The following is a 24762-nucleotide window of genomic DNA, read 5'->3' on the forward strand; positions in this document are numbered from 1 at the left end:
CGCCGTCGCCTCCGCCGTCGGCGGCGCCACGGGGCGGGCGAAGCTCACGGCTGACTCCGCAGGCGGGCACGCACGTCACGCACCACCGGGCCGGCAACCCGCCCCACCCGCTCGAAGTGGTGCCCGCACCACGACAGCGGACCGGCGGCGGTCGTGGTCACGACGTAGGCGCGATGGGCGCACACGTCGCAGCGTTCGTAGCCGATTCCCACCGCAGCGCGGTAGGCCGCCCGGCTCAGGCCGGGCACCTCGAGCGTGGGCACGTCCTGTGCCTGGGCCGGGGCGCTCACGCCGCCTCCTTGTCGGTCCAGCGCGCAGCGTGGGTGAACAGGTCCGCGAACGCGTCGCGCGTGCGCGCCGGAATCCGCACGCCCGAGGGCCGCTTGGCGAGCAGGGTGCGCATCGAAGCCAGCGCCACGTCCGGCTTGCCCGCCTCGGCGCACAACGTCAGCGCACGGATCGCACCGGTCCATGTGCCGGTGGTGTCGTCCGAGACCGCCAGCGCCGCCACCGACTGCACCAGCACGAACAGCCGGTCAGGCCGCTCGCCGGACCAGTCGACGCTGCGCGGGTCGGCGATGACCTCGGCCGGGTCGACCAGGTCCTGCGTGGCGCGCCACGCCATGAACTCCTTGGCCGCCTGGGCGCCGACCGTGCCGGTCAGCACCAGTGCGGACGCGTCCTGGTCGCGCGGGTCCAGTTCGGCCAGGACGACGGCGGCGTTGTGCCACGAACGCGGGGAGGCCCACGCCTTGCCCGCCTCAGTCGGGTCCGACGGCACCGGCGGGGCGATCAGGTCGCGACGGTGGGCCAGGAAGCGGGCCACCGTCTGCGCGGCCACAGTGCGCGCCTGGCTGTCGGCCTCGCCCAGCAGATCAGCCATCGACGGCGCGTCCAGCGTGCCGAACCCGGTCACCAGACCGTCGAGCCACGTGGCGGCGTCGAACTTCCAGTCCAGGTGCACCAGACGGTTCGCGATCGGGGCGGGAAGGTCCCATCCGTCCACGGCCGTCTCGGGCGGGTTCGCCGCCGCAACGATCGCGACGTTCTCGCCCAGCGGTTGCTCGCCGACCACGCGCTCCTGCAGCACCCGCAGCATCGCCTTCTGCACCGACGGCGCCGACGTGGTCAGCTCGTCCAGGAACAGCGGTCCAGTCTCGGCCTCGGCCAGACGCGGCGCCCACGCCGGGGGCGCGTAGACCACGCGGCCGTCGTCCTCGATCGGCAGGCCCAGGAAGTCGGTCGCCTCGCGGATCGAGCCGACGACGGTCTCGCAGTGCATCTGCCACGCGGCGGCGTGGGACTCGATGACGGCGGTCTTGCCCTGTCCCGGCTCTCCCCAGATCAAGACCGGCACGCGCGAGCGCACGCACGCAGCCAGCGCCCGCATCATCGGTGTGGCCGGGAAGGTCAGCGTCTGCGTGCTCATCGGGTCCTCCATGTCTCGTGGCTTCCGTCTGCCGGACAGGTTGGAGACCCCGACGCCGTGCGCCCGCCGTCGCGCGGGTCGGCTAGCTCGTCGCGACCTCGACGACCTTCGCCCACGACGGCGCCGTCGAGATCGCACGGGGGCGCTGGTCGTCGGTGCCGACGATGACGCACACCAGCGCCACCCCGACCGGCTCCTCGGGCCACGGCGTGTAGCCGTCGGTGGCCACCACGACGACCGACGGCCTCGGACGAACCTGCAGCGCAGCATCGATCCCGACCCGCATGTCCGTGCCGCCACCGCCGTGGCGGACCGCCAGGTCGCTGGCACGCCGGTACCCGCGTTCGGCTGCCACGTCCGCGTCGACGTCGATCACCCGCAGGTCCATCCCGCGGATTCCGACGCGCTGGCTGATCGCCTCCACCTCATTGGTGACCGCGTTCAGATCACCCGCGCTCATCGACCCGGAGGTGTCGCGCACCAACGCCACGCGCGGCACCGGCGTGTGCATCCCCGGCACCACGAGGCGACGGCCGGTGCCACCCAAGCGGGCGTCGTGACGACGTCTCGACCGGCGCGAGGTGTCCACGTCCAACGTGCCCGCCCGCGAGGCGGCACCCCGGCGCACCATCGAGGCCAGGATCTTCTGCCACGGCGTCGTCGACGGGGCGAGGATCTGCTCGGTGCGCTCGGCCAGACCCGCCGGAACGCGCCCACGGTTCTTGGCGTGCTCGATGATCGCGCCGGCCACCTCCACTTGGACGCGGCTCGCCGCCGGTGCGGTGCCGCCAGCGTCGTCGTCACCGAGCTCGCACGGTGCAGGCTCGCTGCCGCTGCCCGACCCACAGCCGGTGTACTCGCCCCCATCGCCCCCATCGCCGCCGTCCTGGCCCTCGTCGTCGTCCGTCAGCGAGCGGTAGTAGTGGTGCGGGGTCTTGTAGTCCGGCTCACCGAGGACCGACGGCAAGATGAACCCGCCGTCGTCGGCGAAGATCTCGCAGCCCGCGTCACGCAGGTCGTCGTTCAAGCTCGCGTCGGCCGAGACGTTGATCGCCCGGCCCTTCGTGCGCTGGTCGACGCCCAGCTCCTCCGCCAGCAGGTGATGGTCGGCGAACAGATGCCCGACCTCGTGCAGCAGCATCTGGGCGCGCTCGTCGTCGCTTCGGTCCGCGATCGCATCGAAGTCGATGTACAGCCGCAAGCCCGCATCGACGGCCAGGGTGCCCAGCCCCGGGGCGTCCAGCACGCGCAGGGAGAACAGCAGCCCCGCCATGTAGGGCATCTTCTCCATGGCCAGGTAGCGCCACACCTGCAGGCTGGCGGACTGTTCGTCGGTCATCGGTCGCGGGTCCATACGGCGCAGGTTGGAGACTCGCCCGCGCGGTGCCCGCGGGCGCCGGACCGCTGGCGCTCCAACCTGGCGGCCATGGACACCACGAACCCGCCCGCCGTCGTGGCCGTCGGCGACCTGCTCAAGGCCTACGACGCCCGCCAGCGTGCCGCCGCGTCGGCTGCCGGTCGCCCGAGGAAGCGCATGGCCAGCGCCGTCGTCCCCCAGGTGTTCGACCTCGACGCGTCCAGCAAGGCCGCCGACCACTACGCCTGGACCGGCGACGACGGGCAGGTCGTGCTGTGCCGCGACCCTCAGGGCCGCACCCGCAAGGTCGCCAGCACCGCCGACGCCGTGGCGATCATCGGTCCGCACTCACGCCTGGTCCTGGACGACCGCGCCACCGCGAAGCGTCTCGCCCGCCTGCTCGCCAAGCGGGACGCCGGAGTCGAGATCGCCGGCGCCCGGCGCGTGCTGGCGCTGTGCACCTCGCTGCCGAGCGCACCGCACCTGGTCGTGCTCACCGAGGCGCTGCGGCACAAGATGTGGCTGCCCGGCGACGACCCCGGCCGCACGTTCGACGTCTGGGCGAACGCCTACGGCATCGCCGGTGACCCCGTGCCCGAAGCCATGACCAGGCTGCTGGCCGTCGTCACGGACGGCACGCACAGCCCGCACCTGCAGGCCATCGCCCGCACCGAAGCCTTCGCCGTGAACAGCGCCGTCTACGGCGGTCTGTCCAACGCCTGCTCGACCTACGCCGGAGCCGAGTTCATCACCGACCAGTGGGCGGCCCTGTGCGCCGCCGACGTGCGGCTGCGCGACCGGGGCGTGCTCGACGGTTCGGTCGCGCTGGCCACCCCGATCCCGAACAGCGGCACGCAGATGCGCGCCCGGCTGTCCAAGCCGTTCAAGCTCAAGGTCGGCCGCGACGTCACGCTCAGCCTCGACACAGCCCAGGGCAACTCCACGCTGGTCGACCTCGAGGTCGACGGTGAGGACCTGATCGGGGTGTTCACCCTGCCCAGCAGACGCACCCGAAAGAGCGGTTTCATCCTGGAAGCCGCCCGCACCGGCCAGCCGCTGTACGTGACCGCCAAGCCGTTCACCGGCGGAGCGCGGCGCGGAGGCGGCAAGCGGCGCTGGGCCAGCCGCGAACCGGCCCAGTGGACGCGCCGCGAGGTTCCGCTGGACGTGTCGCTGGCCGCGACGAGCTGACCGGGCGCCGCACCGCTGGCGCTCCAACCTTCGGGCCATGCACGCCAAGACGCTCCCTACCCCCGGGTTCGCGCGACCGACCGCGCCGAGGTCGGCGGCTCCGACCGTCGAAGCCGCCGTAGCCTCGGACGAGCCGCGCCCGCTGACGCCGGGGTCCACGCTGGCCCAGGCGATGTACGAGACGTGGTCCGGACGCCCCGTGACCGTCATCGACTCCCCGCCCGGGGCGGGCAAGAGCACTCTGATCGGCGACCTGGTCTGCCACCTGTACCGGCGCACCGACCTGACGATCGCCGTCGGAGCGTTCACCCGCGAAGCCGCCGTCGCAGTGGCCGGACGCATCGCCGCCCTCGTCGGCCCCAATGTGGTGCGCCTCGGGATCCGGTCCTGGCCCGTTGAACGCCTGCCCGCCGGGGTGCTGCCCTCCAGCGGCGACCGAAGCCTGGACACCCTGGGGCGCGGCACCATCCTGGTCAACACCCTGGCTTCTCTGGCCCGGCTCATGCCCCGCAAGGACGTGCTGATCGTCGACGAGGCATACCAGGCCACCTTCGAGCTGGTCTCCGGCGCGGCCGAGGACTGCGAGCAGGTCGTGCTAGTCGGTGACCCCGGCCAGATCGGCCCTGTGGTCACCGCGAACACCAGCGCCTGGGACCAGATGCCCGCCGCGCCGCACATGCGCGCGCCCGAGGTGTTCTCCCAGCGCGATGACGCGATGCGGCTGTCGCTGCCGCGCACCTACCGCCTCGGACAGCTCACGGTCGACGCGATCGCGCCGCTGTACGACATCTCGTTCGCCTCCGCCCGACCTGACCGTCGACTGCGCGGCCGCGACGAGATCGAGGCCGTCACGATCCCGCCCACCTCCGACCCCTACTCGGCCTCCACCGCCGCACTCGTCGCACGCCGTGCCGCCGACCTGATCGGCGTCGAGATCATCGAAGGCGACCAGGTCAGCGGCACCACCACGGCACTGGACGTCGCGGTCGTGGTGTCGCACAACGCTCAGCAGAGCGCGGTGGAAGCGCACCTGTCCGCGATGGGCGTTGCCGGGGTCGCCGTCGGCACCGCCGACAGGCTGCAGGGCGGGCAGTGGCACGCCGTCGTCGCGCTCGACCCGCTGGTCGGCAAGGACGGAGTCTCCACTCATGCGCTGGCCACCGGACGGCTGTGCGTCATGGCCTCGCGCCACCTGACCCACCTGACCTGGATCCACGACGGGCAGTGGGTCGAGACGCTGCGCCAGACCGACGACCTCGACGTGGAAGAGGTCGCCAAGGGGGTCGCCGTGCGCGAGGCGCTGTGTGCCCACGAGCCGTGGTGAGCCGCACCCTGTGGCCTCGCGCCTTCTACGTCGCCACTGTCCGCAAGGGCCCCGCGCAGCGCCGGTTGCTCCTCGGCCCCTTCGACGAACGAGCCGTGGCCGAGACCGCGATGCCCGCCGCGACCGACCTGCTGGCCTCTGGTGCCTCCACGCCCCACCTCGAGGTCGTCGCACTGCCTGCACGCGGCCGCCTGCGTCTGCCGCCCGGCGAGCTCAACGCCGAGGCGATCGCCGTGCACATCGCCCCCACGGGAGTCAGCTGAGCACTACCGCCCGCCGGTGGCGTCCACGGCGCGGCGGCGCACCGGGTCGGCCAGCGGCACCTGGGTGCGCACCACGCGCGGATCGCCGCACGTGTGCTTCGCACCACCTGCGACCGTGAAGCGTCCGCAGCCCGGGCAGGTCTCGACCTCGGCCCGGTCGCTGCCGCGCACCAGGGCGTTGAACACCGCCCCGGGGGAGCGCGCGTCACGGATCCGCTCGAAGACCTTCTGGTCGACCAGGTGCCCGTAGGCCTGGTCGCGCACCTGAGTTACCAGCGTGCCGGTGGCGTCGTCGTAGCCGACGGCGTCCACCCACGACGAGCGCACACCGGTCATCGGAACGCCGGTGCTGCGCCGGCGGTAGTCGGCCACGATGTCGCGGGTCTCGTCCAGCGAGTGCGTCGGCCGAGTCGACTCCAGCACCGCGGTGACAGCAGCGCGCACCGGGACGTGCTGCTCGGAGTCCATCGACAGCGGGCGCACCGACCACGAGGTCGGCGAGGTGCGGGTGGCGCGCACCCACCCGGAGACCTCCTGCTCGCCGCGGGAGTAGGAGACCGGGAAGTCGAACGTGTCGTCGTCCACCTGCCGGGAGAACTCCCGCAGCGCGTCCGCGCTGGGCATGCGCAGGCTGAGCCCGCCACCGTGATAGGTCGCCAGCTCGGTGTCCGGGTCGACCTTGTGCGGCTCGCCGATGCCGTGCTGGGCGGTCACCGACTGCACGTCCCACCAGGCGGCCGGCGAACGGGCCGTCAGGTCGTCGTCCAGCGCGACCGCCGGGATGAACGCCCGCGAGTCCAGCAGCGCTCGACGGCGACGCTCCAGGCCTGATGTGGGAGCCAGCAGGGCGTCGCGCGGGCGCGGTTCGGGCTCCGCTGTGGGCGCGGCCTCGCGGTCGTCGTGGTCCGGCGCGTCGGCCTCGTCCCACATCGAGGCGTCCCAATAGTCGCCGAACTCGTCGGCCAGCGCGTCGGTGCCGCCCGGCGCCTCGTCGACGGCCTTGGTCGCGAACTTGCCGTCACCCCAGCGGGGGTGCAGGTCCTCGGTGAAGGTGCTCATGCCCGGTGTGTTGACGGCGTCGCGAGCCGGGCGACGGCAACGCGGCGGGTTCGCACGTACACTGGACGTAAGACAGTAAGACGCATACAGAATGACGCCACAGTAGTACGGAGGAACCATGGTTCGACGACCGATCACCATCCGTGTCGAGGACAGCCAGCGCGCCGCCCTCGAGGCCTACGCCGAGGCGCACGACCAGAGCGCCAGCGACGTCATCCGAGACCTGATCGCCGAGCTGGTCGGACCTCCGGGCGGCGCAGAGCCTGGAACAGACCGCCGGCGCCTCGACGACCTCACGCCCGCCACCATCGCGCCGAGCGAGCGCTACCTGATGGCGCTGATGCACGACGTGCTCGACCTGCTCAACGACCCGACCCACCCCGACCGGCACCACCGCAAGGCGGCCGAGATCCTGCGTGACGGCTTCGCAGGGGAGTACGGCAACCTCGTCGGCGCACTGCGTGCCGAGCTCTCTCGCGCCGAGGCCTCTCTGCTGTGGGACATCCTCGACATGTTCAGGGTCCTCAAGGGGTCGATGTCCCGGCTCGAGGCACCAATCGACCCCGCCTCGATCGAGGACCTGACGTTCCACGGGTTCGACGGCAACGACACGCGCGAGGTCTCGCTATTGACCTACCTGCGCTACCTCATCAAGACCGACAGGCGCTGGACCGACCTCGAGGACGACTTCGACGCCGCCGACGGCGGCAACTCCCACGTCCCGATGCTGCCCACCTACGAGCGCATGCTCGAGGTCTTTCGGCCGATCTGGCGCGAGGTGGTCCACGGCCGCGGACAGCGGCGCGCGAGGCTCGACCTGAACGCCGACGAGCTCCGGAAGGTGGCTGCGGCCGCGTAGTCGAGCACTGTCAGCCGCCGCTCGCGCGCACCAGCACCGAGCGGCGGCAAGGTCGTCGCTCATCAGCTCACCGATGTCGCCCTTGCCTCCGGCGGCGTCCTGCAGCTTGGTGGCGTGCAGTGGTCACGGCGTGCGTCTCGTGGGCGGCTATCGGACCCTCCGGCAGGAGTATCTCGTGGGCGACGAACGTCCAGGACGCCGCCAGTTCTTCGGGGAGCTAAGGTGCGCCGCATGTGGCCAGCGATCTTCACGTTCCTTGGCGGGATAGCCATCGCCCTGCTCTCTCGAATCCCAGCGCTTACTCGAGATGGGCGCCGAGTCGCCCGAATCAAGGGCGACGCTGAACTTCTCACGACGCTGCCCGACGGCCGAGGGCGGGATGCGCTGCGCGGCGCACTGGACCACGAAGTGCGGGTCCTGCTGGGGATGAGGGAAGCGGAGCGCAGGTTCGCGCGTTCCACGCGTCTGAGCATGACGGTGACCTTGGTCGCGACGATTCTCGTGGTCTCCGTGGCGCTTCTCATTCCAGCCACCCGGGACGGGGGCTGGCTGGACGACGAGTCTCTCGTCGTGCCGGTCGTTGCAGCCTTGTACGGCGTTCTCATCGCGACCGGCGCGATGGTGCTTCGTGCTCGGTATGACGCGAGGCTCGAAGCCAAGGTTCGTCAGCGCTTCAGCGCTGGTGTTGACGAGAGGAGGTGAAGGTCGCAGGACCACCGGCTTCGATCGAACGCAGTCGGAACTCGACCGCGGCAACGCGCCATCACGCACGCGAGCGTCGCTCCCGCCAAGCGCTTGCGCTTGTGCGGCGCGGTTGGGGCGGCTCATGCTGCGCCGTCTTCGTAGCCGAAGCACGAGAACGTGCACGGCTCGCCCGCGGGCTCGGCGTTGTAGCCGTACGGCAGGCCGCTGTCGTCGGTGTGGCAACGGCCCAGGCGGTGCTGGGCGCCTTCGGCGTGGACCCAGCCGGCCCAGTAGCCGGTGGTGGCGATGGTCCGGCCGCAGTGCTTGCAGATGGACATCTGGCCGCCCCAGACGATCCCGGTGGGTCAGCGGTCCTGCAGGACCTCGCCGAGAACCTCGTCCGGCTCGAACTGCCAACACGCACCGGGGCCCTCGTCGCCGTAGTCGACTGGTTCCAGGACTCCGTCGGCGATCAGCTCGTCCGCGACGCGCTGCGCATCGCGCGGATCACGGCCCGTCGCGCGCTGCGCAGACTGTATGACGTCGACGGGTGAGTCGGTGACCAGCTCGGACGCGCCAGGGTAGGCAGGCCAACCGAAGTCGCCGGCCACGACGCGATCGGTGAAGCCGCGCACCCCTGCGTCGTCGATCGACGTGTCCAGGGCTCCGGTGCCGCCGTCGGCCTCGGCGACGGCCTTGGTCGCGAACTTCCCGTCACCGCCTCGCGGGTGCGCTGACTCGGTGAAGGTGGTCATGACGTCGCCCCCTGTGTTCGCTCGTACCAGACGTCGTAGGCCTCGATCGCCCAGACGGTGTCCCAGTCGCGCATCGCGCGTGCGTGGTTCAGCACGTCCTCACGCGTCGACTCCTCACGCCCCACCAGCCGGTCGTCCAGCCACCACGTCTCAGCACCGTCGCTGTGACGCACGAGGATCGGGTTGCCGTGGACCGCCCAGATGTCGGTTCCGTTGTTGCGCTGGACTGCCGGGCCGTTGGTGCGATGCGCCTCGCCGCCGTGGATCCACTCGGTGTCGCCGTAGACGCCGGTGCGCGGCTCGCCGAACTGGCGGCGCGTCAACGGGTCGCGACCGCGCAGCGAGCTGGGCACGTATCCCGGCGGGGTCGCCGCCAGGCCGGTCAGGGCCTCGGTGCCGCCCGGCGCCTCGGACACAGCCTTGGTCGCGAACTTGCCGTCCCCGCCTCGCGGGTGCGCCGACTCGGTGAAGGTGCTCATGCCCGGTGTGTTGACAGCGGATGGCCACCGGGGACGACGTGGGCGACGTTCGCCTGCTCCGCCGCCGTCAGCTCGCCAGTCTCGCAGGCCAGCACCACCGTCAGGCCGGTGCCGCGCAGCACCCGCAGGATCCGTGTCAGCGGCTCACGGTTCGCTGCGGGCAGGTCGGCGACGTCGTCGACCACGAGCAGGTGCCGGTTCCAGATGCCGCCGCCCATGTGGATCAGCAGGTCGCGCGCCTGCCGTGAACGGGCATCGACGACGTCCACGACCCGGGCAGGGAAGCCGGCGTGCCGGATCGAAGAGCCGGTCAGGACGGTCAAGGTCCAGCCGCCGTCGTGCACCACCTGTCGCAACACTTCGGCGACGACGTCGTCGCGTTCCGGCCCGGCCGGTCCGGACACCGCCGTCGCGGTCGCCATGTCGAGTGCCGTGGTGTGCATGGAGAACTCCTGTGTCGGTCGGTCGCCTTGGACCATGCACGCGAACGGCGGCGTCTAGACCTGGCCGGCGTGGAGGCGCAGGTCCTGCTCGATTCGGTCCAGGTCGGGCCCGGCGTGGGTGTTCCAGATCCGCTCGATCACCTCGGGCTCGAGCTCACGTGAGTGCCCGCCGTGGAACTGTCCGCGTTCGATGCTGACCTCGATCAGGTCGGCCAGCGTCGGCACGCCTGCCTTCTGACACACCTCGCGCACGTCGTCGCGCACGTCGCGGGCGGGCCAGTCAGGTGCGGGTCCGGGGTCGGGTTCGACCAGGCCGGGCAGTGTCGATCAACGGGCCGACGTGATCGGTGTACATGGTGCGGACGTGCACGGTGCCGAGGCTGTCGACGTCGATGCCGCGGTCGGACATCGTGGCCAGGACGCCACCCATCACGGGCAGGTCGGCGGCCTCGGCCAGGGCATGGGCACGGTCGTGGGCGCTGGGGGAGTCGTAGCCCTGCTCCAGGCGCCACCGGTGCAGCGCGTCGGCATAGTCGTCCGGGTCGGTGTTGAAATCAGGTCGGCCCGAGGCGGCGACCATCTCGGACACGGCGTCGAGCTCGTCGGCGCCCCAGTGCTCGGTGGCCGCCAGGTGGGTGGCCAGCGCGTCCAGCCGGCCGGCGTCGGAGTCTCGCCGCGCGCGCCCGAACCCGGCCTGGCGCAACGCATCGGCGTAGTCACCGTCGCGGTCGGCGTTCCAGTCACCGGGGTGCGGGCGGCCCATGGCGACGATCTTGTCGCAGATCGGGTCCAGGTAGTCGCCGACGTCGTCCCACTCGTGCTCGGAGCCCATGACCTCGGCGACCTTGTCCCAGAAGCGCACGTCGGGTTCGTCGCCCTCGGCCAGGCGCGCGGCCACCTGTGCGTCGGCCTCGGTGCAGCCGTCGCAGCGGCGGTCCGACGACAGGTAGGAGACCTGCTCGCCGCACGAGTCGCAGGTGTCCATGCCCTCGTCGAGGGCCACCAGGCCGCCGTCGATCTCTTCCACGGCCTTCGTGGCGAACTTGCCGTCCCCGCCGCGCGGGTGGAGATCTTCGGTGAAGGCGCTCATGCGGGGTTCTCCTCTCGGCTCTTGGCGGCCCGCCACGTGGACTCGAGCCTGGCGATGCGGGCGGTCGTCATCTCGCTGGCCTGGCGCAGCCGCTCGTGCTGGACCGGGTCGTTCGCGGGGGTCGCCTGCAGAGCGAAGGTCACGTTGTCGTGCAGTGAGCGGGCGGCGACCAGATGGACCTCCACCGACGACGACGACGAGGCGTCGTTCACCTGCGGCATCGGCTTGGCGACCTCGCTCGCGATCTGGTCGCGCTGGGCGTAGGCGGACGCTGCCCGGGCGCGGACCCACGACGCCTCGGCCTCGCGCGAAGCACCCACTGCCGCGGCGTGGCGCTCTTCGGCCTCGCGCAGCCGACGTCCCGCCTCGGGCGGCTGTGCCTTGCGCTGGCCGTGCAGCGAGAATGCAGCGTCCAGGGCGTCGTCGAGCTCACGCCGAGCGGTCCGGCGGCGCATCTCGGCCCCCAGCACGGCGGTGGTCGCCTCGTACTCGACTGCCAGGGCGCGCTCGGTCTCGACCCGACGCTGCTCGGCCCGCGCGAGGTCGCGCACCGTGTCGAGCTTGCGGTCGGTCGGGTCCTCGGGCCGACACACGGACCGCAGGCGCACGGCCAGCGCGTGGTGGGTCTCCAGGTCGATCCTGCTGCCGGCGGGACCGAGGATCATGTCCGCGGCAGCGTGGGTGTAGCCGTGCAGCCGGCCGTCCGACTTCGACGCTGCCACGTGCGAGCGGGCGGCATCGTGGCCTTCGAGCTCGTAGGCGATCTGGTCGGCCAGGTACTCGACCGCCTGGTCGGTCTCGGTGTCGGTCAGGTCGCGCGTGGCCGGGTGACGCCCGGGACGATGGTCGTGGCGCATCAGCTGACGCTGGACATCAGCAAGGTCGTTGATCTGGCGAGCGCGTTCGTCAGGGTCCGGCTCGGACAGCAGGTCGGGGTCGGCCAGGATCGCGGCAGCCTCGGAGGTGGCCTCGGCGAACCCGAGGTAGGTCGCGCGCTCGGCACGCCCGGGCTCGGTCTCGGCGTTGACGGCTCGGACCCGACGATGAGCATCGACCACGCGGTCGCACACGGCGTCGTACAGCGCCTGGCCGTCTTCCGAGAGGTTGGACGAGACGGACGTCGCAGCGAACGTGCCAGTGGCCTGTCCCAGCGCGTCGGTGCCGCCGTCGGCCTCGTCGACGGCCTTGGTGGCGAACTTGCCGTCACCCGAGCGGGGGTGCAGGTCCTCGGTGAAGGTGCTCATGCCCAGTGTGTTGACAGCTTCGCGAGCCGGGCGACGACAACGCGGCGGGTTCGCATGCGCACTGGATGCGCACGACAGCAAGACATGCAGGATGGCGCCTACCGAGAGGCGCTTGCGCGCGAGGGGCGGCCGAACACTGTCAGCCGCCTCGCGCGCACCAGCACGGGCGGCGCCACGATCGTCGCCCGTCAGCTCGCCGATGTCGCCCTTGCCTCCGCCTGCCTGCCCGGTTCAACGGGTCGAACCGCCGCCGTACAGGCGGGCGTCATACAGCGCGCCGCAAGCCGCCCTCGCCCGTACGTGAACCCGCGCAGCAGCCAGATCGTCGCGGGTGAACGTCAAGATGTCACCGCGTCCGCCATTCGCGTCCTGCGTTTCGGCGGCCGCGACCTCACGCGGGAAAGCGGCCTCGACCGTGGCGGCCTGGACGCCGGTGTACACGCGGTCTTCGCTGCGCAACGCCGGCGCCACGAAGACGTTGCGCTCATCTGACAGGGCATACCCGCCCGAGGTGTCGGTGGAGAACTGTGTGATGCCCTGCGCGATCGAGCGCTGACCGCGGGCCACCCCGACCCGGGTGTAGTGCACGTTCGGCTCGTACCCCCACTGGCTGATGTCCTTATAGTCGTAGTCGGGCACCAGCTCGCCGGCCACGTGCCGGGCGCCCTTGGCCCACTGGGCGAGCTGGGCGCGATGGTGTTCCGGCAGCGCGGGGTCATTCTCGGCGGCGAGCACCACGTGCAGGTCGTCCGCGGTGGCCGTGGCGGGATCCTTGGACAGCGCCCGATCGGCGTCGAGACCGACAGGGCCGGCATGCCAGCGCGCCTCACGGACGATCTCCGCAGGGCGGAATGACCAACACCGTCCCGGCCCTTCGTCGCCGTAGTTCACCTCGGAAATGAACCCGTCGTCGATCAGGCGCCCGGCGATCTCTTCGCTGCGGATCCAGAGCCCAGCGGAATCGAAGGTGTCCAGCACGCAGCGCACCGTGTCGCTGGGGGAGTCGGTGGCCATCTCGGGCGAACCACCGGGCGTGGAGTACCAGGCGATGCCGCCTCTGGTCAGCCGGTCTGTGAGCTCACCGGTCACGTCGCGGCCCGGCGCGGCGGCGTCGGCCGGGCTCAGCGCCGACAGCCCGCCGTCGGCCTCGTCGACGGCCTTGGTCGCGAACTTGCCGTCACCCGAGCGGGGGTGCAGGTCCTCGATGAAGGTGCTCATGCCCGGTGTGTTGACGCCCGATCGCTGCGGCGAACTACGCCGCCGCGGCCGCGTGTGCCCGGGCTGCGGCGTCCCGTAGCGATCCAGGGGACAGCGTGCCGTCGGTGCGCTCACCCAGGTCAGTGAAGAAGTCGGTCCAGGCCTGCGGGCGTAGGGGTGATCCGTCAACGACTACGCCGATCTCACCGGTGTCGTAGCAGGTCACCTGGTGGTCCAGGTCGTCGACCCACACGTTCAGCGCCGGGTGCTGGCCGGTCAGCAGCGCCGGACGGGGCTCGACGTCGACTCCGTCTCCGCCGCTGAACCCCTGCAGGTCGAGCGCCAGGGCGAGCTCGCGGCGCACGCGCGCCTCGCTCATGGCCCGCCCGAGGCTCTCGGCGACGGTGTCGGGGTCGTCGCCGGACGCGCCGTCCCAGCAGTCCAGGTCGCTGGATGGCTCGGTGACGCTGGTGTGCGCGCTCGGTGACGCACCGCCGGTGACCTCCACCTCGATGGTGCGCCCCTGACCGGAGCGAACGATGACTGTCACGTGGTCGTCATCGACGTCCACGACGGCGTCGCCGCCGACGTCGCAGCGGTCCAGGGCTCCGAGCGCGGCAGCGAGGCTGCGCTGCTGGCCGGGGTGCAGGTAGGTGGACTCGCCCAGGTCCAGGTGGCGAGTGGCCGTCTCGACCACGGCGGCAGGCCCCAGGGCGTCGAGTCCACCAGCAGCCTCGGCGACGTGCTTGGTCGCGAACCGGCCGTCACCAGCTCGCGGGTGCGCTGACTCGGTGAAGGTGCTCGGGTGTGGTGGTGCGCTCATCGGTGCTTCGGCCCTTCCTAGGTGTTCAGGCCGCGACGGCGGCGGCGTGCTCGAATGCGGACATCCACGCTTCGGCGGGGGCGAGGTACATCACCGGCAGTCCACGACCGTGCACGACGGCCACCCGGTCGGTGCGGGCCGGCCCGGCCTCGTCACGCACGAACACGACGGCCTTGCTGACAGCCGCACCGGCGTCGAGGACGGCCTCAACGGGGCCGGGCCAGACCAGAGAGGTGGCCAGCCAGCGCACGGAGCCGCCGCGGGCGTTCGGGTACTTGGTCAGGCCCATCTCGAAGCGTGCCGCGGCGTTGACGCGCTGGGCGGCGGCACCGTGCGCGGCCGCTCGCAGCGCGGCGGTCAGGGTGCGCGGGTTGCTGGCCTTGACCTGGATGACGACGTCGTCGATCGCCGACAGGTCACCGATGTCGTCGCGGCGGCCGGCGCCGAGCATGCGCATGGCATTCGGGCGCAGCAGGTGGGGCCAGCCGGTGGCGATCCACGCCAGCGCTTCGCGTTCGGTCTGGTCGCCCTTGATCTTGGCCGGGTTGGTCATGCCGGCTCCTGGGGGCCGGGCTGGGCCGGTGAAGACGGCCGCTGGCCGTCGAGCGCGAGCCAGTAGCTCGCTGCCCACATGCCGTCGTGGGAGGTGAAGCCAGGGCTGTCGGCGCCGAGGCATCCGGGCAGCCGACCCAGAGTCGGGTCGGTGCGCGCCAGGTCGTCGTAGGTCCCCAGCCGGGTTCCGTGGGCGTCGAGCACCTCGGTCGCGGTGAAAATGCCCTCGACGTCGTCGCGCTCAAGCTCCAGGCGCGCGGCCGTCGGGTGGGCCGCGGTCACGGCGCGGGCGACCTCGCGGCCCGCCAGGTGCTCGCGGTCGGACTGCAGGGCGCCGATCTGGCGGTCGTAGGCGTCCAGCACCTCGCCCAGGTCGACGGGGTCCATCGGTGCGGGCGTGGGGGACAGGGCCTCGGTGCCACCCGGCGCCTCGCTGACGGCCTTGGCCTCGAACTTCCCGTCGCCCGCCCGCGGGTGCGCTGACTCGGTGAAGGTGCTCATGCCCGGGGTGTTGACAGCGATTCGGCGTGGGTGACTGGTGCGGTTGGTAGCGGCGTGTGGGGGTGACCAGTCGCGACTGGGCAAGCCGGGCAGGGTGTTTTTGCAGGTGGGGGCCGCAAACCTGGCTGGGACCGCGGAGGGGCGCCCAGCGCGGGTGTCGTGCGACTGGGCATGTTGGTACACACTCCTGGCAAACCTGTTGCTGCAGGTCAGAGTACATATTTGGAGGTGACGTAGATAGATAGATAGATAGATGACCAGTCTGACCAGTTAGTAGATATATATATAAGAGACTCTCGCATCATTCATTCAGTCCGTGTCCCTGTCTGACTCACTAAAGAATGAATGATGTCTGGGTCTCTATGTATCTGCTGTGGCGACTGGGCAGCGGGGCACCCCCCGTTTTTGGGCATGTTTCTGCTGTCTGACCTGCGGCGATGGGTGCCCAGCGGCGACTGGGCACCACTGGGCACCCTCTGCCGGTCGGGGCGCGAAAACCGCGTGTGACCTGGGCGAAGATGCTCCATCGGGGTGCCCATTCGGACTTAGCGCCCAAGCGGGGGCAACTACGACATGGCGGGCACCGGACCGCAGACGGATTGCTGGGAGCAACCGGGAGATTCGGACGGCGCCCGTCCCGGGCACCTCGCAGCCGGTTCTGGGCCGTCGGTAGGAGCGGGATGCCTCCGACTGCGGCCGCGGGGGAGGCTCCAGCTCGCGTGCATGGTCCACGACGAGGGGGTACGCACGCCGCCAGACGACCTCGGAGGACCTGTCATGACGCCGACCACCAGCCGCATCGCCCACTTCGCCGAGCCTGGCACAGGGCTGCTGCTGTGCTCGTCCATCTTCGATCTGGACGACCACGCTGAGTCATTCGCCGGCGAGTCCGGCCTCGGGCACGACGGCATCCTGGTCAGCGCCGTGGCGAACACCCCCGTGCCCGACTACGTCGGCAGGGCGGGCGACTCGCTGCGATGGCCCGAGGCCGAGGCCGCCTTCATGTGGCACCCGCTGATGTGGCTGCCCGACGACCTCGTCCGACGTCGACGGGTGTTCGCCGAGGTCGACGACAGCGAGCCTGCCGAGGTCGCCGAGTCCGACGAGATGCTCGCCGTGCGCCTCGCGCTCGTGTGCTCGGCCACGGGCCTGTACGACCCTGCTGATGGCACCTGGCTTGACGTGTTGTCCACCGTCGGGCTGGACCGCACTGACCCGACCGACCTGGCGCGCGTCCGGAGCTGGCTCGACGGCGGGCCCGATCCTTCCCTCGACCAGATCGACTTCACCGACCTCACCGACCGGTGCGAGCAGCTGTGCGACACCGCCCGTGACATCACCTCGGCAGTGGAAGACGCCGCCGTCGCCCTCGCCGCCCGCGAAGCGGTCACCGCCCTGGCGGAGTTCTTCGGCCCTGGTGTCAGCACGGACGACCGCGCTCAGCACGTATCGGTGCTCACGCTGCTCGCCATCCTGGGCGACCTGCTACCTGAGTGGCTGGTCGACGACGCAGCCGCGCTGGGCGAGGCGGCGGCCGGCGCGCAGGACGCGCCGAGCGCCGCCGACATGGCGTCTCGGTGGCTCAACGGACTGGCGGACCGGTACGACCCGACGATCGAGGTCCTGCAAGACATGTTCGAGGTGCCGGCCCGTATTGGGGAAGGTGCGTGTAGCCCTCCACGGTGAGCGTTTCGGCCGACGCCGCCCCGATACCCCGGTGTCGGCCTGGCAGGCACGAATGGGCCGAGACCAGCGCGCGCCGTGCGCGAACCGTGGGGCGCCACCCTCGTCGGAGTCGGGAACGAGGACCAAGTGCTGTGCGCTTTCGGGCGGGGCCGCCCTGGTGGACTCGTGGCCGGTGTGGTGCGGTGCGGTGCTGCGGGTCGCGCGCCTGGGTGCCGTCCGCGTCGCGGTGCACGACGGCGGCACACCGGCCGACACTCCGACGTGACGCCAGGTAGGCATGGTCGCTCCTCGGGGCGGTAGTGTGCCGGGCGGATATCGACTGGGCTGACAACGAGAGACGGGGCCGTGCGTGGCAGATCTTGAGCTGACCGAGGCGGCCCTGAACCAGGCGACCTCACGCCTGGATGCGGCCCTGCGTGCAGGTTCGTCACAGTGCCTGGTGTTGCCGGACTTCGGGTCGCCACAGGTGTCCGCAGCGGCGTCGACCGTGGATGTGACGCTGGGCGCGGCGGCGGACGCGCTGAGCCGGGTGGTCGCGGATGCGCGAGCCGGGCTCGAGGCCGTGGATTCCAGCTTTGCCGGCATCGATGCCCGCCTCGGGCAGGAGGTCCGGTGACCGCGCAGGCGACCATGACAAGGACGACGCTTCGTGGGCGGGTGGCGGCGGCGCTGGTGGCCATGGTGTTGCTGGCCGGGTGTGGAGGGGGAGGACAGATGGCGACCGAGTCGGAGCTGCAGGCCGAGTCCGAGGAGATCGGTGCCTCGCTGCTGACCATGATCGACGGCGTCGAACGGGTGCAGGACGACGGCACCTCCTCGCGGGCGGTGCTGGTGAATGCCGAGAGCGGTGACCGGGAACGTAACCCGGAACGCTGGTGGCAATGGAACGCCACGGTCGTGCTGGCGCCCGAGGCCGCCATCACGCCGCAGGAGGCGGGCCAACAGATGGTGGATCTGCTGGTGGCCGAGGGGTGGACCGCGGGCGAGACCGTCGAGCACGAGACCGGCGGCGGGACCGAGCTGCGCCGGTCTACGGATGCCGGTTCCTGGTACGTGGACATCGGCTACACGCGGCGAGAACCTCCTGCACCCCAGAACCTGAGCATCACGCTGGTGAGTCCACACACGACGAAGGACTGACCAGGTGCTTTGCGAGAGGGGTTGGTGGGTGTGATCGCGCAGGTGCTGGTCGGGGATCCTGGTCTGGGTGATACCGAGGGTATGGCCCGGTATGCGCAGGCTCTGCGTCTGGTGTCCGAGGCATGCGCGGAGCAGTCGCGGCATGCCCGTGCTGCGAGTGAGGCGTTGGGGGAGATGTCGGCGCGGTCGATCGATGGGTTGCGTGCGCAGGTCACCGAGGCGGGCGGACGGTTCGGGCTGTTGGCCGAGGGGTTCGACCAGGCCGCGCGCATCCACAGCGAGTACGTCGATGAGGTGGACGCGATCCGGGTCGCGGCGAGGCGTGTCTCCGCGGGGTGCGCCGAGGCCATCGGGCAGGCGCAGCAGTGGTGCCACCTGACGGTGGAGCAGGCGCCGCAGGCGTTCCCGTACGCGGCGTCGTTCCTGGTTGCGCCGCCGGTGTTCGCGTTGCCGGTCGAGGCGCAGTATGCCGGGCACCGGTGGGCCGGGGCGGCCGGTGCGGTCGAGGACTTCCGGAACCAGTGGAACGCCCTGACGGTGCGCCGCGTCGAGGCGGACATGCTGACGGCCCGGCGCCTGGAGCAGATCGAGGTGGTGCGCGCGATCGACTCGGCGGTGCCGTCGGTCTCCCTGGGCCAGGCGTCCGGGGTGCAGGCCTCGGTGTGGGCCGGGGACGCGGCAGCGATCACGGCCGCGGGGCTGGTGGCCCTGGGATCGGCCGCGGCGGTGCGCCAGGTGTGGGACACCTTGAGCCCGGCGCAGAAGGACGCGTTGGTGCGTTCCACACCGCGGGTGATCGGGAACCTGGACGGGATACCGCTGGGTTACCGGGCGAAGGCCAACGAGACCAACATCCGCGCGGAGATCTCCCGGCTGCAGGCCCGGCTGGCCGAGATCGACGCGGAGCTGGACTACCCGCCCGGCTCCTACGCCATGGCCGGGTCAAGCCCCCATGCAGACCTGACGGGAGAACGACACGACCTCCTGGCGGCCATAGCAGGCTACGAGACGTACCTGGCCGTCCCCGAGGGCGTGGAACGGTTCTGGTTCGACGCTGACGGCATGCCCCAGGTCGCGGACCGGGTGCACGTGGTCGCGTTCGACCCCGACGGGCCGTCCATCGCGACCTACCACGGGGTGTTCGACGACGCCGGGGACATCCCGGACTGGGTGGGCAACGTTGCGGTCCACGTGCCCGGCACCGGCACGCTGATGGAGAGGTTTCACGGCACCGACGAACGCGCCTACAACCTGTACTGGGAAGCCAACCAGGACAAGCGGGGCGCGGAGCCGACGGCGGTGATCGCGTGGGCCGACGGCGCGTTCCCGCAGAAGGCTCAAGCCGCGAGCGACAAGTACACGGTGGACATGGCGCCGCGGTTGCGGGACTTCACGGCCGCGATCGACACCCACCCCGAGACCTCGACGCTGACGGTCACGGGGCACTCCTACGGGTCCGCGGTCGTGGGCAAGGCCGAGCAGGCCGGCCTGCGCGCCGACCGGGTGCTGTATGTCGCCCCGGCCGGGATGGGCAGCGGCGTCGAGGACCTGGGCGACTACCCGCACACCCGGCAGGCTCCCCACTACACCCTGATGGCCCGCAACGACGGCGTCGTCGGCCTGATCCAAGGCGCCGATGCCGGATCCCTCGGCCACGGAGCATCCCCGCTGACCGCGAAGGGCGTCACCCGTCTGGAGACCGGCTGGCTCGACGCCGAGGACCCCACCTCGGGCACCGTCGAGTCCCTCGGGCCGTTCAAGGCCCACTCCGGCGTCTACGAGAAGGGCTCGACGGCGTTCAACAACATCGTCGAGGTCATCACCGGCGGCGAAGCCACCACCTACGCCCCCGACGACGAACTCCCCGCTCCCCAGGGTGGACGCCGCCGCCAGCCGGGCATCCACGCCGGTGACTACGAGCCCGAGTACACCTCGATCCAGTAGCGCCGGGTGGCCCTCGTGGCCGCCCGCATCGCGTCGTTCCGCCCCAACGTTCGCCCCGCATTCCGCGCGCCGACCCCGACACGTCGCCCGGCGCACCCCCGCCCGTCACCCGGGGCCACGACAGTTCGAGTCGCGAGGGCAGCCAGAACCGACGGCGAGCACATCGCGCCCTCGGGTAGGGGCGAAGAAAGCGCCAGAGGCGAATTACCCGATGTCGGGGGTCAAGAGCTCACCCGGCACTCGGCGTGCGCGGGCGCCTCGACCAGGGAGCGCGCCTGCTGGTGCAGCACGGCCTCGGCGTCGCCGGCCAGCTGCAGGCGTCCGTCGGACAGTGCCTCGATGAGTTGGCTGGCCAGCAGGACGTGGATGTCGCCGACCGACGCGCAGCCATCGCGGATCAGGTGCGTCGCGGAGACCGGTGCTCGCTGCGAGGCTATGGCGCGCAACGTTTCGCTGGCCGACATGGCGGCATACAGAGCGTCAGGCATGACGATCACTCCCAGTTCAGGGCTGCTGATGAATGGGCAGTGACCGCTCCCCTGCTCGAGAGTGAGGGCCGAGATTCGATGGTCAACCGCGCCGGGCGGGCTCGGCAACCGGTACAGGCGTGATGTGCGTCACGGCGCAGTTTGCCCTCAGGTCGCGTCATGGTGCGGACCGTATTCGTGTCCTGCCAGGTACCCGAAGGACCAGTGGCCCGATCCCAGGAGAGAACCATGCCCGTTTTGACCTCACGTGCACTCGTCGGTGCCGAGCGCGAGCTGGCAGCTCGCGACCTCGCTGTCGAGCGTGCCGGGGGAGAGGCGTCGTGGATGACAGTGCCCGCCAACCGCCAGCGGGTCGAGTTCGCCTTGGCGCTGCAGGACGTCGACCTCGACCCTAGCGACCGGGGTGACTGATGCGCCGGCTTGAGGTGGGGGGACAGTGGGTCCTCATCGACGTCTCGGGTGCGGTCCTGAGCGTCGGCGACCAGGAACTCGCCGGCATCAGCCACCGCACGGTCCTCGACGTCGTCGGGACGCGCGTGCTGCACCCGGCGATGATGGCCGCGATCACCGGCGGGCAAGACGAACACACCTCGCACGCGACCTTCGACGACGCAAGGCTCGACATCTGCGTCCGCGTCCTCCGCACACCGCATTCCGGCACGATCGTCGGAGCCCTCGGCCTGGCCGCGCCCGCCGATCAGCACTGCGACGCACCACCCGAGGTGGGCTGCTGGGAGTGGGTCATCGAACCTGGCGTGCCCGCGCAACGCACCGCGTACTGGGACGACGTCATGGCCAAGATCTACGAGGACTCGACGGTCGACCCCGGCAAGCCCCGCGACGTGGCTCGATGGTTCTCCGACCGGGTCGAGCCAGCGAGCAAGCTGCGCCTGGCAGACCTGATTGAGCAAGGAGTGCGGCAGCCCGTCGACGAGCTCCACATCGTCGGCTACTGCGTCCTGGACCCCATCGGCTCCGGCCAGGTGCCCATGCGCCTGGTCGCGCGGGCCGGGACGGACGACGCGGGACGCGTCTACCTGCGCGGTCTGAGCCACGCCTCCGACGACCAGGTGCGTGAACGCCTACCCGCCCTCGACGAGCCCCACCCCGAGCTGCAGGTGCTCGACATGTTTCGCCTCGACGTCGACGCTGCGTTCATGACCGTGGACGTCACCTACGGCACCTTCGAGCGTCAGGCCGAGGAGGGCTGGGCCCGCATCGGGCTGCGCGACGTCTCCAGCGGCTACCTGTCGGAGCTGGTCCATCCTGACGACCTGAGCCGGTTGAACGCGTTCGTGGACGATGCTGCTGGGTCGTCGTCAGCCTCGCTTCTGGTTGTCCGCCTCGCTGACCGCGGCGGCGCGCACCGGTGGGTCCGGATGTCGGCCATGCCGCTGTCCGGATCGATCGCTCTGCGTCAGATCGTCTGCCGGATCGTGCCCGTGGACCTAAGTGATCGCGGCGCTCCGCCGGAGTTCAAGGGAACCTCTTGTCAAGCCTGAGAGGGTGCACAACATGAGCATTCCCGCCCCGGCGCTCCGCTTTCTGCTGCCGGTCGAGAACGAGACGCGCTGGTCCGACATGCTTGCGACCCTCGTGGAAGCCGAACAGCTGCTACTGGCCATGTCCGCCGGCCTTGCGAGCCGCGGGCACCAGTTCCTGAAACAAGGCCCTAGGTCTGGCCTGTGAAGAGTTCCTCGCTCACGATGTGGTGGGCGGGGCGCTTTGTCAGTCCTGCTGGTCCTGTTGGCTGAGGTACTCCCCGCCCAGGAAGTAGCCCAGCGAGTCGTTGCCGAAGGCGTACGTCAGCCACGCCTGCAGGAGCTGACCCACCCTTTCGCGGTCGACTGAGTAGCGCACGGAGCGGCCACGGCGCTGGCCGCGGGGAACGTCGACGACGACGACACCGAGATCCTCGAGCTCTGCCAGGTGCGGAGACAGCGTGCTGCGGGAGAGCTCTGTCCCGGCTGCAACGTCACCAAAGAACGCCGGGTCCCGGCTGGACAGGTACCGGACGATCTCGTGCTTGACCTGGTTGCCGAAGACGGCGACGGCGAGTTCGACCTCGTCTGGCCGGCCGGCGGGCTTGGCGATCTGCTTGGGCACTGGCCCATTGTGGCCGAAGGTTACGTCCGGCGACACCTGAACACCGTCTGGAGGCACGCAGGTCGCGCATCACAGTGCGCACTACGCGATCAGGTATACGGCGTTAGGATGCGAGGACACGGATTATAGGTATCGTGGACCAAGCCTCGTGGAAGAACGCACCTGCCCGTCGTCATTTGGAAGGACCTGCCGTGACCAAGACCCTCAGGTGTCGGCGAGCAGGCCATCGACTCGGCCGATGAGACGAACCGCTGGCTGGAGAACCTGACCAACGAGAGTGCGGGCCGTGGATCGCCGTGCTCACCGACGCGCTCGAGAGTCCACCAGTGGGGGCGGCATGAGACATCACGCAAGGGGCGATGAGTGGCATGACAACGACGGGCGGCACGCGGTGGCAGACCCTGGCCGAACAGTGGTGGGTCGAGCACTCCGAGCCGGTGCGCCGGATCGTGCTGGCGAAAGTCGGGCCTCGCTACGCCGATGACGCGACCGCGCGGGCGATGGAGAAGATCATGGCCAAGCTCGCCGCCGGACACGTCGTTGCCGACCCCCGGGCCTACTTCACGCGAGCCGCGCTGAACGAGGCCGTCACGATGTGCCGGGCAGAGACGCGCACGGAGCTGACCAGCGAGCTCCCCGAGGTCGTACCACCAGGGTGGGCCGACCATGGTGCCAACCCGGCCGACGAGATCGAGCGCTCCGCCAACGTCGACCTCATGCGTCGAGCGCTGGACAGTCTGGGGGACGACGACCGAGACGTGCTCCTGGCCCGCTATGCACGCGGCTGGTCCGTGACCGAGATCGCCGACTCTGGCCAGATCTCGGCGCATGCCGTCACGATGCGCCTGTCCCGCGCGCAGGACCGGCTCGCCGACCACTTCGCCGCTGCGCACGCCAAGCATGCCCCGAAGCCACGGTGCCGCAGGGTCCGCGCGAAACTGCGCCGCCACCAGCGTGGGTCGCTGCCGCCCCGGGCTCACGACCGGGTGTCGGCACACTTGGACGAGTGCGGGTCGTGCGCAGCCGCCTACTGCGACATCGGCGACGCGGCTCAGTCGTTGCGCGCTCTCGCTCCGTGGTTCTTCGTTGCCCCGGTCTCGACGGGACTAGCCGTGCCTGGGGAGGCGGTCTCGGCCGCCCGCGGGGGTACGTGGGCATCTGCCAAGACCGCGACGGTGGCGCTGGCCGGTGCCACGACCGTGGTCGCGGCCGCGGTGGCTACCGCCGCGGTCCTGATGCCTGCCGACATGCGCGACGATGCAGGAGGCGGCGCCGCGGGCGCCGCAGCTGCAGCGCGCACCCCAGCACCGATCGTCGTTCCCGACGACGCAACGCTTGCTGCTGAGACCCCGCAGCCGATTGCGATCACACCGGCCCCCGACCCGCAGCCCTCACCCGACGATGGCGATGTCCCAGCTGCCCCCGGGACTGAGTCGTCGCCCGCGGCGCCCGCGCACGGCACTGCGCGTGACCGCCAGCTGAAAACCGCTGACGTGAGCCGCGCGATCCACGTGCAGGAGGTCAGTGCCGAGGTCTCCTCGCTGCCAGAGCGCCAGCAGCAGGACTTTGTCGAGCTCGACGCCCCGCTCGTCGAGGCGAAGGATCCTGAGGTCCAAGAGCCGGGCGAGCTGCCGCCAGAGTTCGGCGACCCGGACGAGCAGTCGCCGCCAGAGGACGACCTGCCCATCAGCGACGGCAATCCTGGCGTCCAGGAGCCGGGCGAGGAGGGCCTGCCTTCCGGCATCGACGAGTTCCTCGAGGAGGACACCGCGCCCGGTGTCGGCGACCCGGACGTCCCGGAGCTCGTGGAGGAAGGCCCGGCGGCTGGCGAGACTTCGACTATGTGCCGCATCGCGGTCGGTGCCAGCGGTGAGGACTTGCGTCTTGTGGTGCAAGCTGCGTCGCCCGACGCCGTGCTCGGGGTCAGTGCCACACGCGGCGAGGTCACAAGGACCGGACCCGAAACCTGGGCGATTGACATCGCCGCGGACGTGGCCGGGTACTCCTACCTGGACTTCGAGCTTGCGATCCTCCCGGCCGACGCCCTGGACGTGACTTCGGTGGTCCTGGTGCGGTCGGGCGGCGACTTCGACTCCCGTGACTCGGCATGGTGCTGGTGGGCGTAGCCTCGGTGGTCACTCTCCACGC

30 protein-coding genes are annotated in these 24762 nt (G+C 70.8%); 13 read left to right on the plus strand and 17 right to left on the minus strand.

The features are described 5' to 3' along the window. Positions 1-44 precede the first annotated feature (44 nt). The 3 genes from PZC42_RS14885 to PZC42_RS14895 all read right to left on the minus strand — a co-directional run bounded on the left by PZC42_RS14885 (position 45) and on the right by PZC42_RS14895 (position 2768). Positions 45-290, minus strand: a complete 246-nt coding sequence (locus PZC42_RS14885; RefSeq protein WP_277212328.1) for a DUF7455 domain-containing protein — start codon at positions 288-290, stop codon at positions 45-47. After that, positions 287-1429 carry a sigma 54-interacting transcriptional regulator gene (locus PZC42_RS14890; protein ID WP_277212329.1) on the minus strand — a complete coding sequence of 381 codons (1143 nt, stop codon included), beginning with the start codon at positions 1427-1429 and terminating at the stop codon, positions 287-289. The genes PZC42_RS14885 and PZC42_RS14890 overlap by 4 nt, the downstream gene beginning before the upstream one ends. A gap of 82 nt (positions 1430-1511) precedes the next feature. Next, positions 1512-2768: a vWA domain-containing protein gene (locus PZC42_RS14895; RefSeq protein WP_277212330.1), complete on the minus strand. Its 1257-nt coding sequence runs from the start codon at positions 2766-2768 to the stop codon at positions 1512-1514. An 87-nt stretch (positions 2769-2855) separates the two neighbouring features. Between PZC42_RS14895 and PZC42_RS14900 the strand changes: the two genes are divergently transcribed. The 3 genes from PZC42_RS14900 to PZC42_RS14910 are packed head-to-tail and all read left to right on the plus strand — an operon-like array spanning position 2856 to position 5564. After that, positions 2856-3977, plus strand: coding sequence for a hypothetical protein (locus tag PZC42_RS14900; protein ID WP_277212331.1), 1122 nt, complete (start codon positions 2856-2858; stop codon positions 3975-3977). Positions 3978-4014: 37 nt separating this feature from the next. Beyond that, the gene (locus PZC42_RS14905; RefSeq protein ID WP_277212332.1) at positions 4015-5301 is read left to right on the plus strand and encodes an AAA family ATPase; all 1287 of its coding nucleotides are present in this window, start codon (positions 4015-4017) and stop codon (positions 5299-5301) included. Then, a complete protein-coding gene (locus tag PZC42_RS14910) occupies positions 5298-5564 on the plus strand; it encodes a hypothetical protein (protein ID WP_277212333.1) in 267 nt (88 codons plus the stop codon). The genes PZC42_RS14905 and PZC42_RS14910 overlap by 4 nt, the downstream gene beginning before the upstream one ends. Positions 5565-5567: 3 nt before the next feature. Here the strand turns inward: PZC42_RS14910 and PZC42_RS14915 are convergent, their stop codons facing one another. Next, positions 5568-6623 carry a hypothetical protein gene (locus PZC42_RS14915; protein WP_277212334.1) on the minus strand — a complete coding sequence of 352 codons (1056 nt, stop codon included), beginning with the start codon at positions 6621-6623 and terminating at the stop codon, positions 5568-5570. 118 nt (positions 6624-6741) lie between these two features. Here PZC42_RS14915 and PZC42_RS14920 point away from each other — a divergent pair, with 118 nt between their 5' ends. Next, positions 6742-7482, plus strand: coding sequence for a YfbU family protein (locus tag PZC42_RS14920; protein ID WP_277212335.1), 741 nt, complete (start codon positions 6742-6744; stop codon positions 7480-7482). A 231-nt stretch (positions 7483-7713) separates the two neighbouring features. Beyond that, complete coding sequence (locus PZC42_RS14925; protein WP_277212336.1) at positions 7714-8184, plus strand: hypothetical protein; 471 nt, start codon at positions 7714-7716, stop codon at positions 8182-8184. Between the two features lie 122 nt (positions 8185-8306). On the opposite strand, the gene PZC42_RS14930 is transcribed toward PZC42_RS14925, so the two are convergent. From PZC42_RS14930 to PZC42_RS14980, 11 genes are all read right to left on the minus strand, one after another. After that, positions 8307-8504 carry a hypothetical protein gene (locus PZC42_RS14930; RefSeq protein WP_277212337.1) on the minus strand — a complete coding sequence of 66 codons (198 nt, stop codon included), beginning with the start codon at positions 8502-8504 and terminating at the stop codon, positions 8307-8309. A 27-nt stretch (positions 8505-8531) separates the two neighbouring features. Then, positions 8532-8921, minus strand: coding sequence for a hypothetical protein (locus PZC42_RS14935; RefSeq protein WP_277212338.1), 390 nt, complete (start codon positions 8919-8921; stop codon positions 8532-8534). Next, positions 8918-9400 (minus strand): hypothetical protein, encoded by a 483-nt coding sequence (locus tag PZC42_RS14940; RefSeq protein WP_277212339.1) that lies wholly within the window; start codon positions 9398-9400, stop codon positions 8918-8920. Before PZC42_RS14940 ends, PZC42_RS14935 begins: the two co-directional genes overlap by 4 nt. Further along, positions 9397-9843, minus strand: a complete 447-nt coding sequence (locus PZC42_RS14945; RefSeq protein WP_277212340.1) for a hypothetical protein — start codon at positions 9841-9843, stop codon at positions 9397-9399. Before PZC42_RS14945 ends, PZC42_RS14940 begins: the two co-directional genes overlap by 4 nt. Before the next feature lie 54 nt (positions 9844-9897). Next, complete coding sequence (locus PZC42_RS14950) at positions 9898-10068, minus strand: hypothetical protein (protein WP_277212341.1); 171 nt, start codon at positions 10066-10068, stop codon at positions 9898-9900. Positions 10069-10123: 55 nt separating this feature from the next. Continuing rightward, positions 10124-10933, minus strand: coding sequence for a hypothetical protein (locus tag PZC42_RS14955; RefSeq protein ID WP_277212342.1), 810 nt, complete (start codon positions 10931-10933; stop codon positions 10124-10126). Continuing rightward, entirely contained in the window at positions 10930-12177 is a 1248-nt protein-coding gene (locus PZC42_RS14960; RefSeq protein WP_277212343.1) for a hypothetical protein, read from the minus strand. The genes PZC42_RS14955 and PZC42_RS14960 overlap by 4 nt, the downstream gene beginning before the upstream one ends. A 231-nt stretch (positions 12178-12408) precedes the next feature. Then, a complete protein-coding gene (locus tag PZC42_RS14965; RefSeq protein ID WP_277212344.1) occupies positions 12409-13395 on the minus strand; it encodes a DUF7007 domain-containing protein in 987 nt (328 codons plus the stop codon). A gap of 34 nt (positions 13396-13429) precedes the next feature. Next, a complete protein-coding gene (locus tag PZC42_RS14970; protein WP_277212345.1) occupies positions 13430-14197 on the minus strand; it encodes a hypothetical protein in 768 nt (255 codons plus the stop codon). A gap of 25 nt (positions 14198-14222) precedes the next feature. Beyond that, entirely contained in the window at positions 14223-14750 is a 528-nt protein-coding gene (locus tag PZC42_RS14975; RefSeq protein WP_277212346.1) for a hypothetical protein, read from the minus strand. Next, positions 14747-15250 (minus strand): hypothetical protein, encoded by a 504-nt coding sequence (locus PZC42_RS14980; protein WP_277212347.1) that lies wholly within the window; start codon positions 15248-15250, stop codon positions 14747-14749. Before PZC42_RS14980 ends, PZC42_RS14975 begins: the two co-directional genes overlap by 4 nt. A 777-nt stretch (positions 15251-16027) precedes the next feature. Here PZC42_RS14980 and PZC42_RS14985 point away from each other — a divergent pair. The 4 genes from PZC42_RS14985 (at position 16028) to PZC42_RS15000 (ending at position 20020) form a co-directional block, all read left to right on the plus strand. Continuing rightward, positions 16028-16936: a hypothetical protein gene (locus tag PZC42_RS14985; protein ID WP_277212349.1), complete on the plus strand. Its 909-nt coding sequence runs from the start codon at positions 16028-16030 to the stop codon at positions 16934-16936. Positions 16937-17285: 349 nt separating this feature from the next. Continuing rightward, on the plus strand, positions 17286-17552 hold the full coding sequence (locus tag PZC42_RS14990; protein ID WP_277212350.1) for a hypothetical protein: 267 nt from the start codon (positions 17286-17288) through the stop codon (positions 17550-17552). Between the two features lie 98 nt (positions 17553-17650). Next, positions 17651-18076: a hypothetical protein gene (locus PZC42_RS14995; RefSeq protein WP_277212352.1), complete on the plus strand. Its 426-nt coding sequence runs from the start codon at positions 17651-17653 to the stop codon at positions 18074-18076. 174 nt (positions 18077-18250) lie between these two features. Beyond that, positions 18251-20020, plus strand: coding sequence for an alpha/beta hydrolase (locus tag PZC42_RS15000; protein WP_277212353.1), 1770 nt, complete (start codon positions 18251-18253; stop codon positions 20018-20020). Positions 20021-20241: 221 nt separating this feature from the next. On the opposite strand, the gene PZC42_RS15005 is transcribed toward PZC42_RS15000, so the two are convergent. After that, positions 20242-20508, minus strand: a complete 267-nt coding sequence (locus tag PZC42_RS15005; RefSeq protein ID WP_277212354.1) for a hypothetical protein — start codon at positions 20506-20508, stop codon at positions 20242-20244. A 228-nt stretch (positions 20509-20736) separates the two neighbouring features. Here PZC42_RS15005 and PZC42_RS15010 point away from each other — a divergent pair, with 228 nt between their 5' ends. Genes PZC42_RS15010 through PZC42_RS15020 form a run of 3 tightly spaced genes read left to right on the plus strand, consistent with a single transcriptional unit; the run spans position 20737 to position 22197 of the window. Continuing rightward, a complete protein-coding gene (locus PZC42_RS15010) occupies positions 20737-20919 on the plus strand; it encodes a hypothetical protein (protein WP_277212355.1) in 183 nt (60 codons plus the stop codon). Next, positions 20919-22010 (plus strand): hypothetical protein, encoded by a 1092-nt coding sequence (locus PZC42_RS15015; protein ID WP_277212356.1) that lies wholly within the window; start codon positions 20919-20921, stop codon positions 22008-22010. The genes PZC42_RS15010 and PZC42_RS15015 overlap by 1 nt, the downstream gene beginning before the upstream one ends. Positions 22011-22023: 13 nt before the next feature. Further along, positions 22024-22197 carry a hypothetical protein gene (locus PZC42_RS15020; protein ID WP_277212357.1) on the plus strand — a complete coding sequence of 58 codons (174 nt, stop codon included), beginning with the start codon at positions 22024-22026 and terminating at the stop codon, positions 22195-22197. A 39-nt stretch (positions 22198-22236) separates the two neighbouring features. Here PZC42_RS15020 and PZC42_RS15025 read toward each other — a convergent pair whose 3' ends face one another. After that, positions 22237-22614, minus strand: a complete 378-nt coding sequence (locus PZC42_RS15025) for an ArsR/SmtB family transcription factor (RefSeq protein WP_277212358.1) — start codon at positions 22612-22614, stop codon at positions 22237-22239. A 359-nt stretch (positions 22615-22973) separates the two neighbouring features. On the opposite strand from PZC42_RS15025, the gene PZC42_RS15030 reads away from it, so the two are divergent. Then, on the plus strand, positions 22974-24740 hold the full coding sequence (locus PZC42_RS15030) for a sigma-70 family RNA polymerase sigma factor (RefSeq protein WP_277212359.1): 1767 nt from the start codon (positions 22974-22976) through the stop codon (positions 24738-24740). Positions 24741-24762: the final 22 nt, after the last annotated feature.

The sequence above is a fragment of the Isoptericola croceus genome, from assembly GCF_029382255.1.
Taxonomy (GTDB): domain Bacteria; phylum Actinomycetota; class Actinomycetes; order Actinomycetales; family Cellulomonadaceae; genus Isoptericola; species Isoptericola croceus.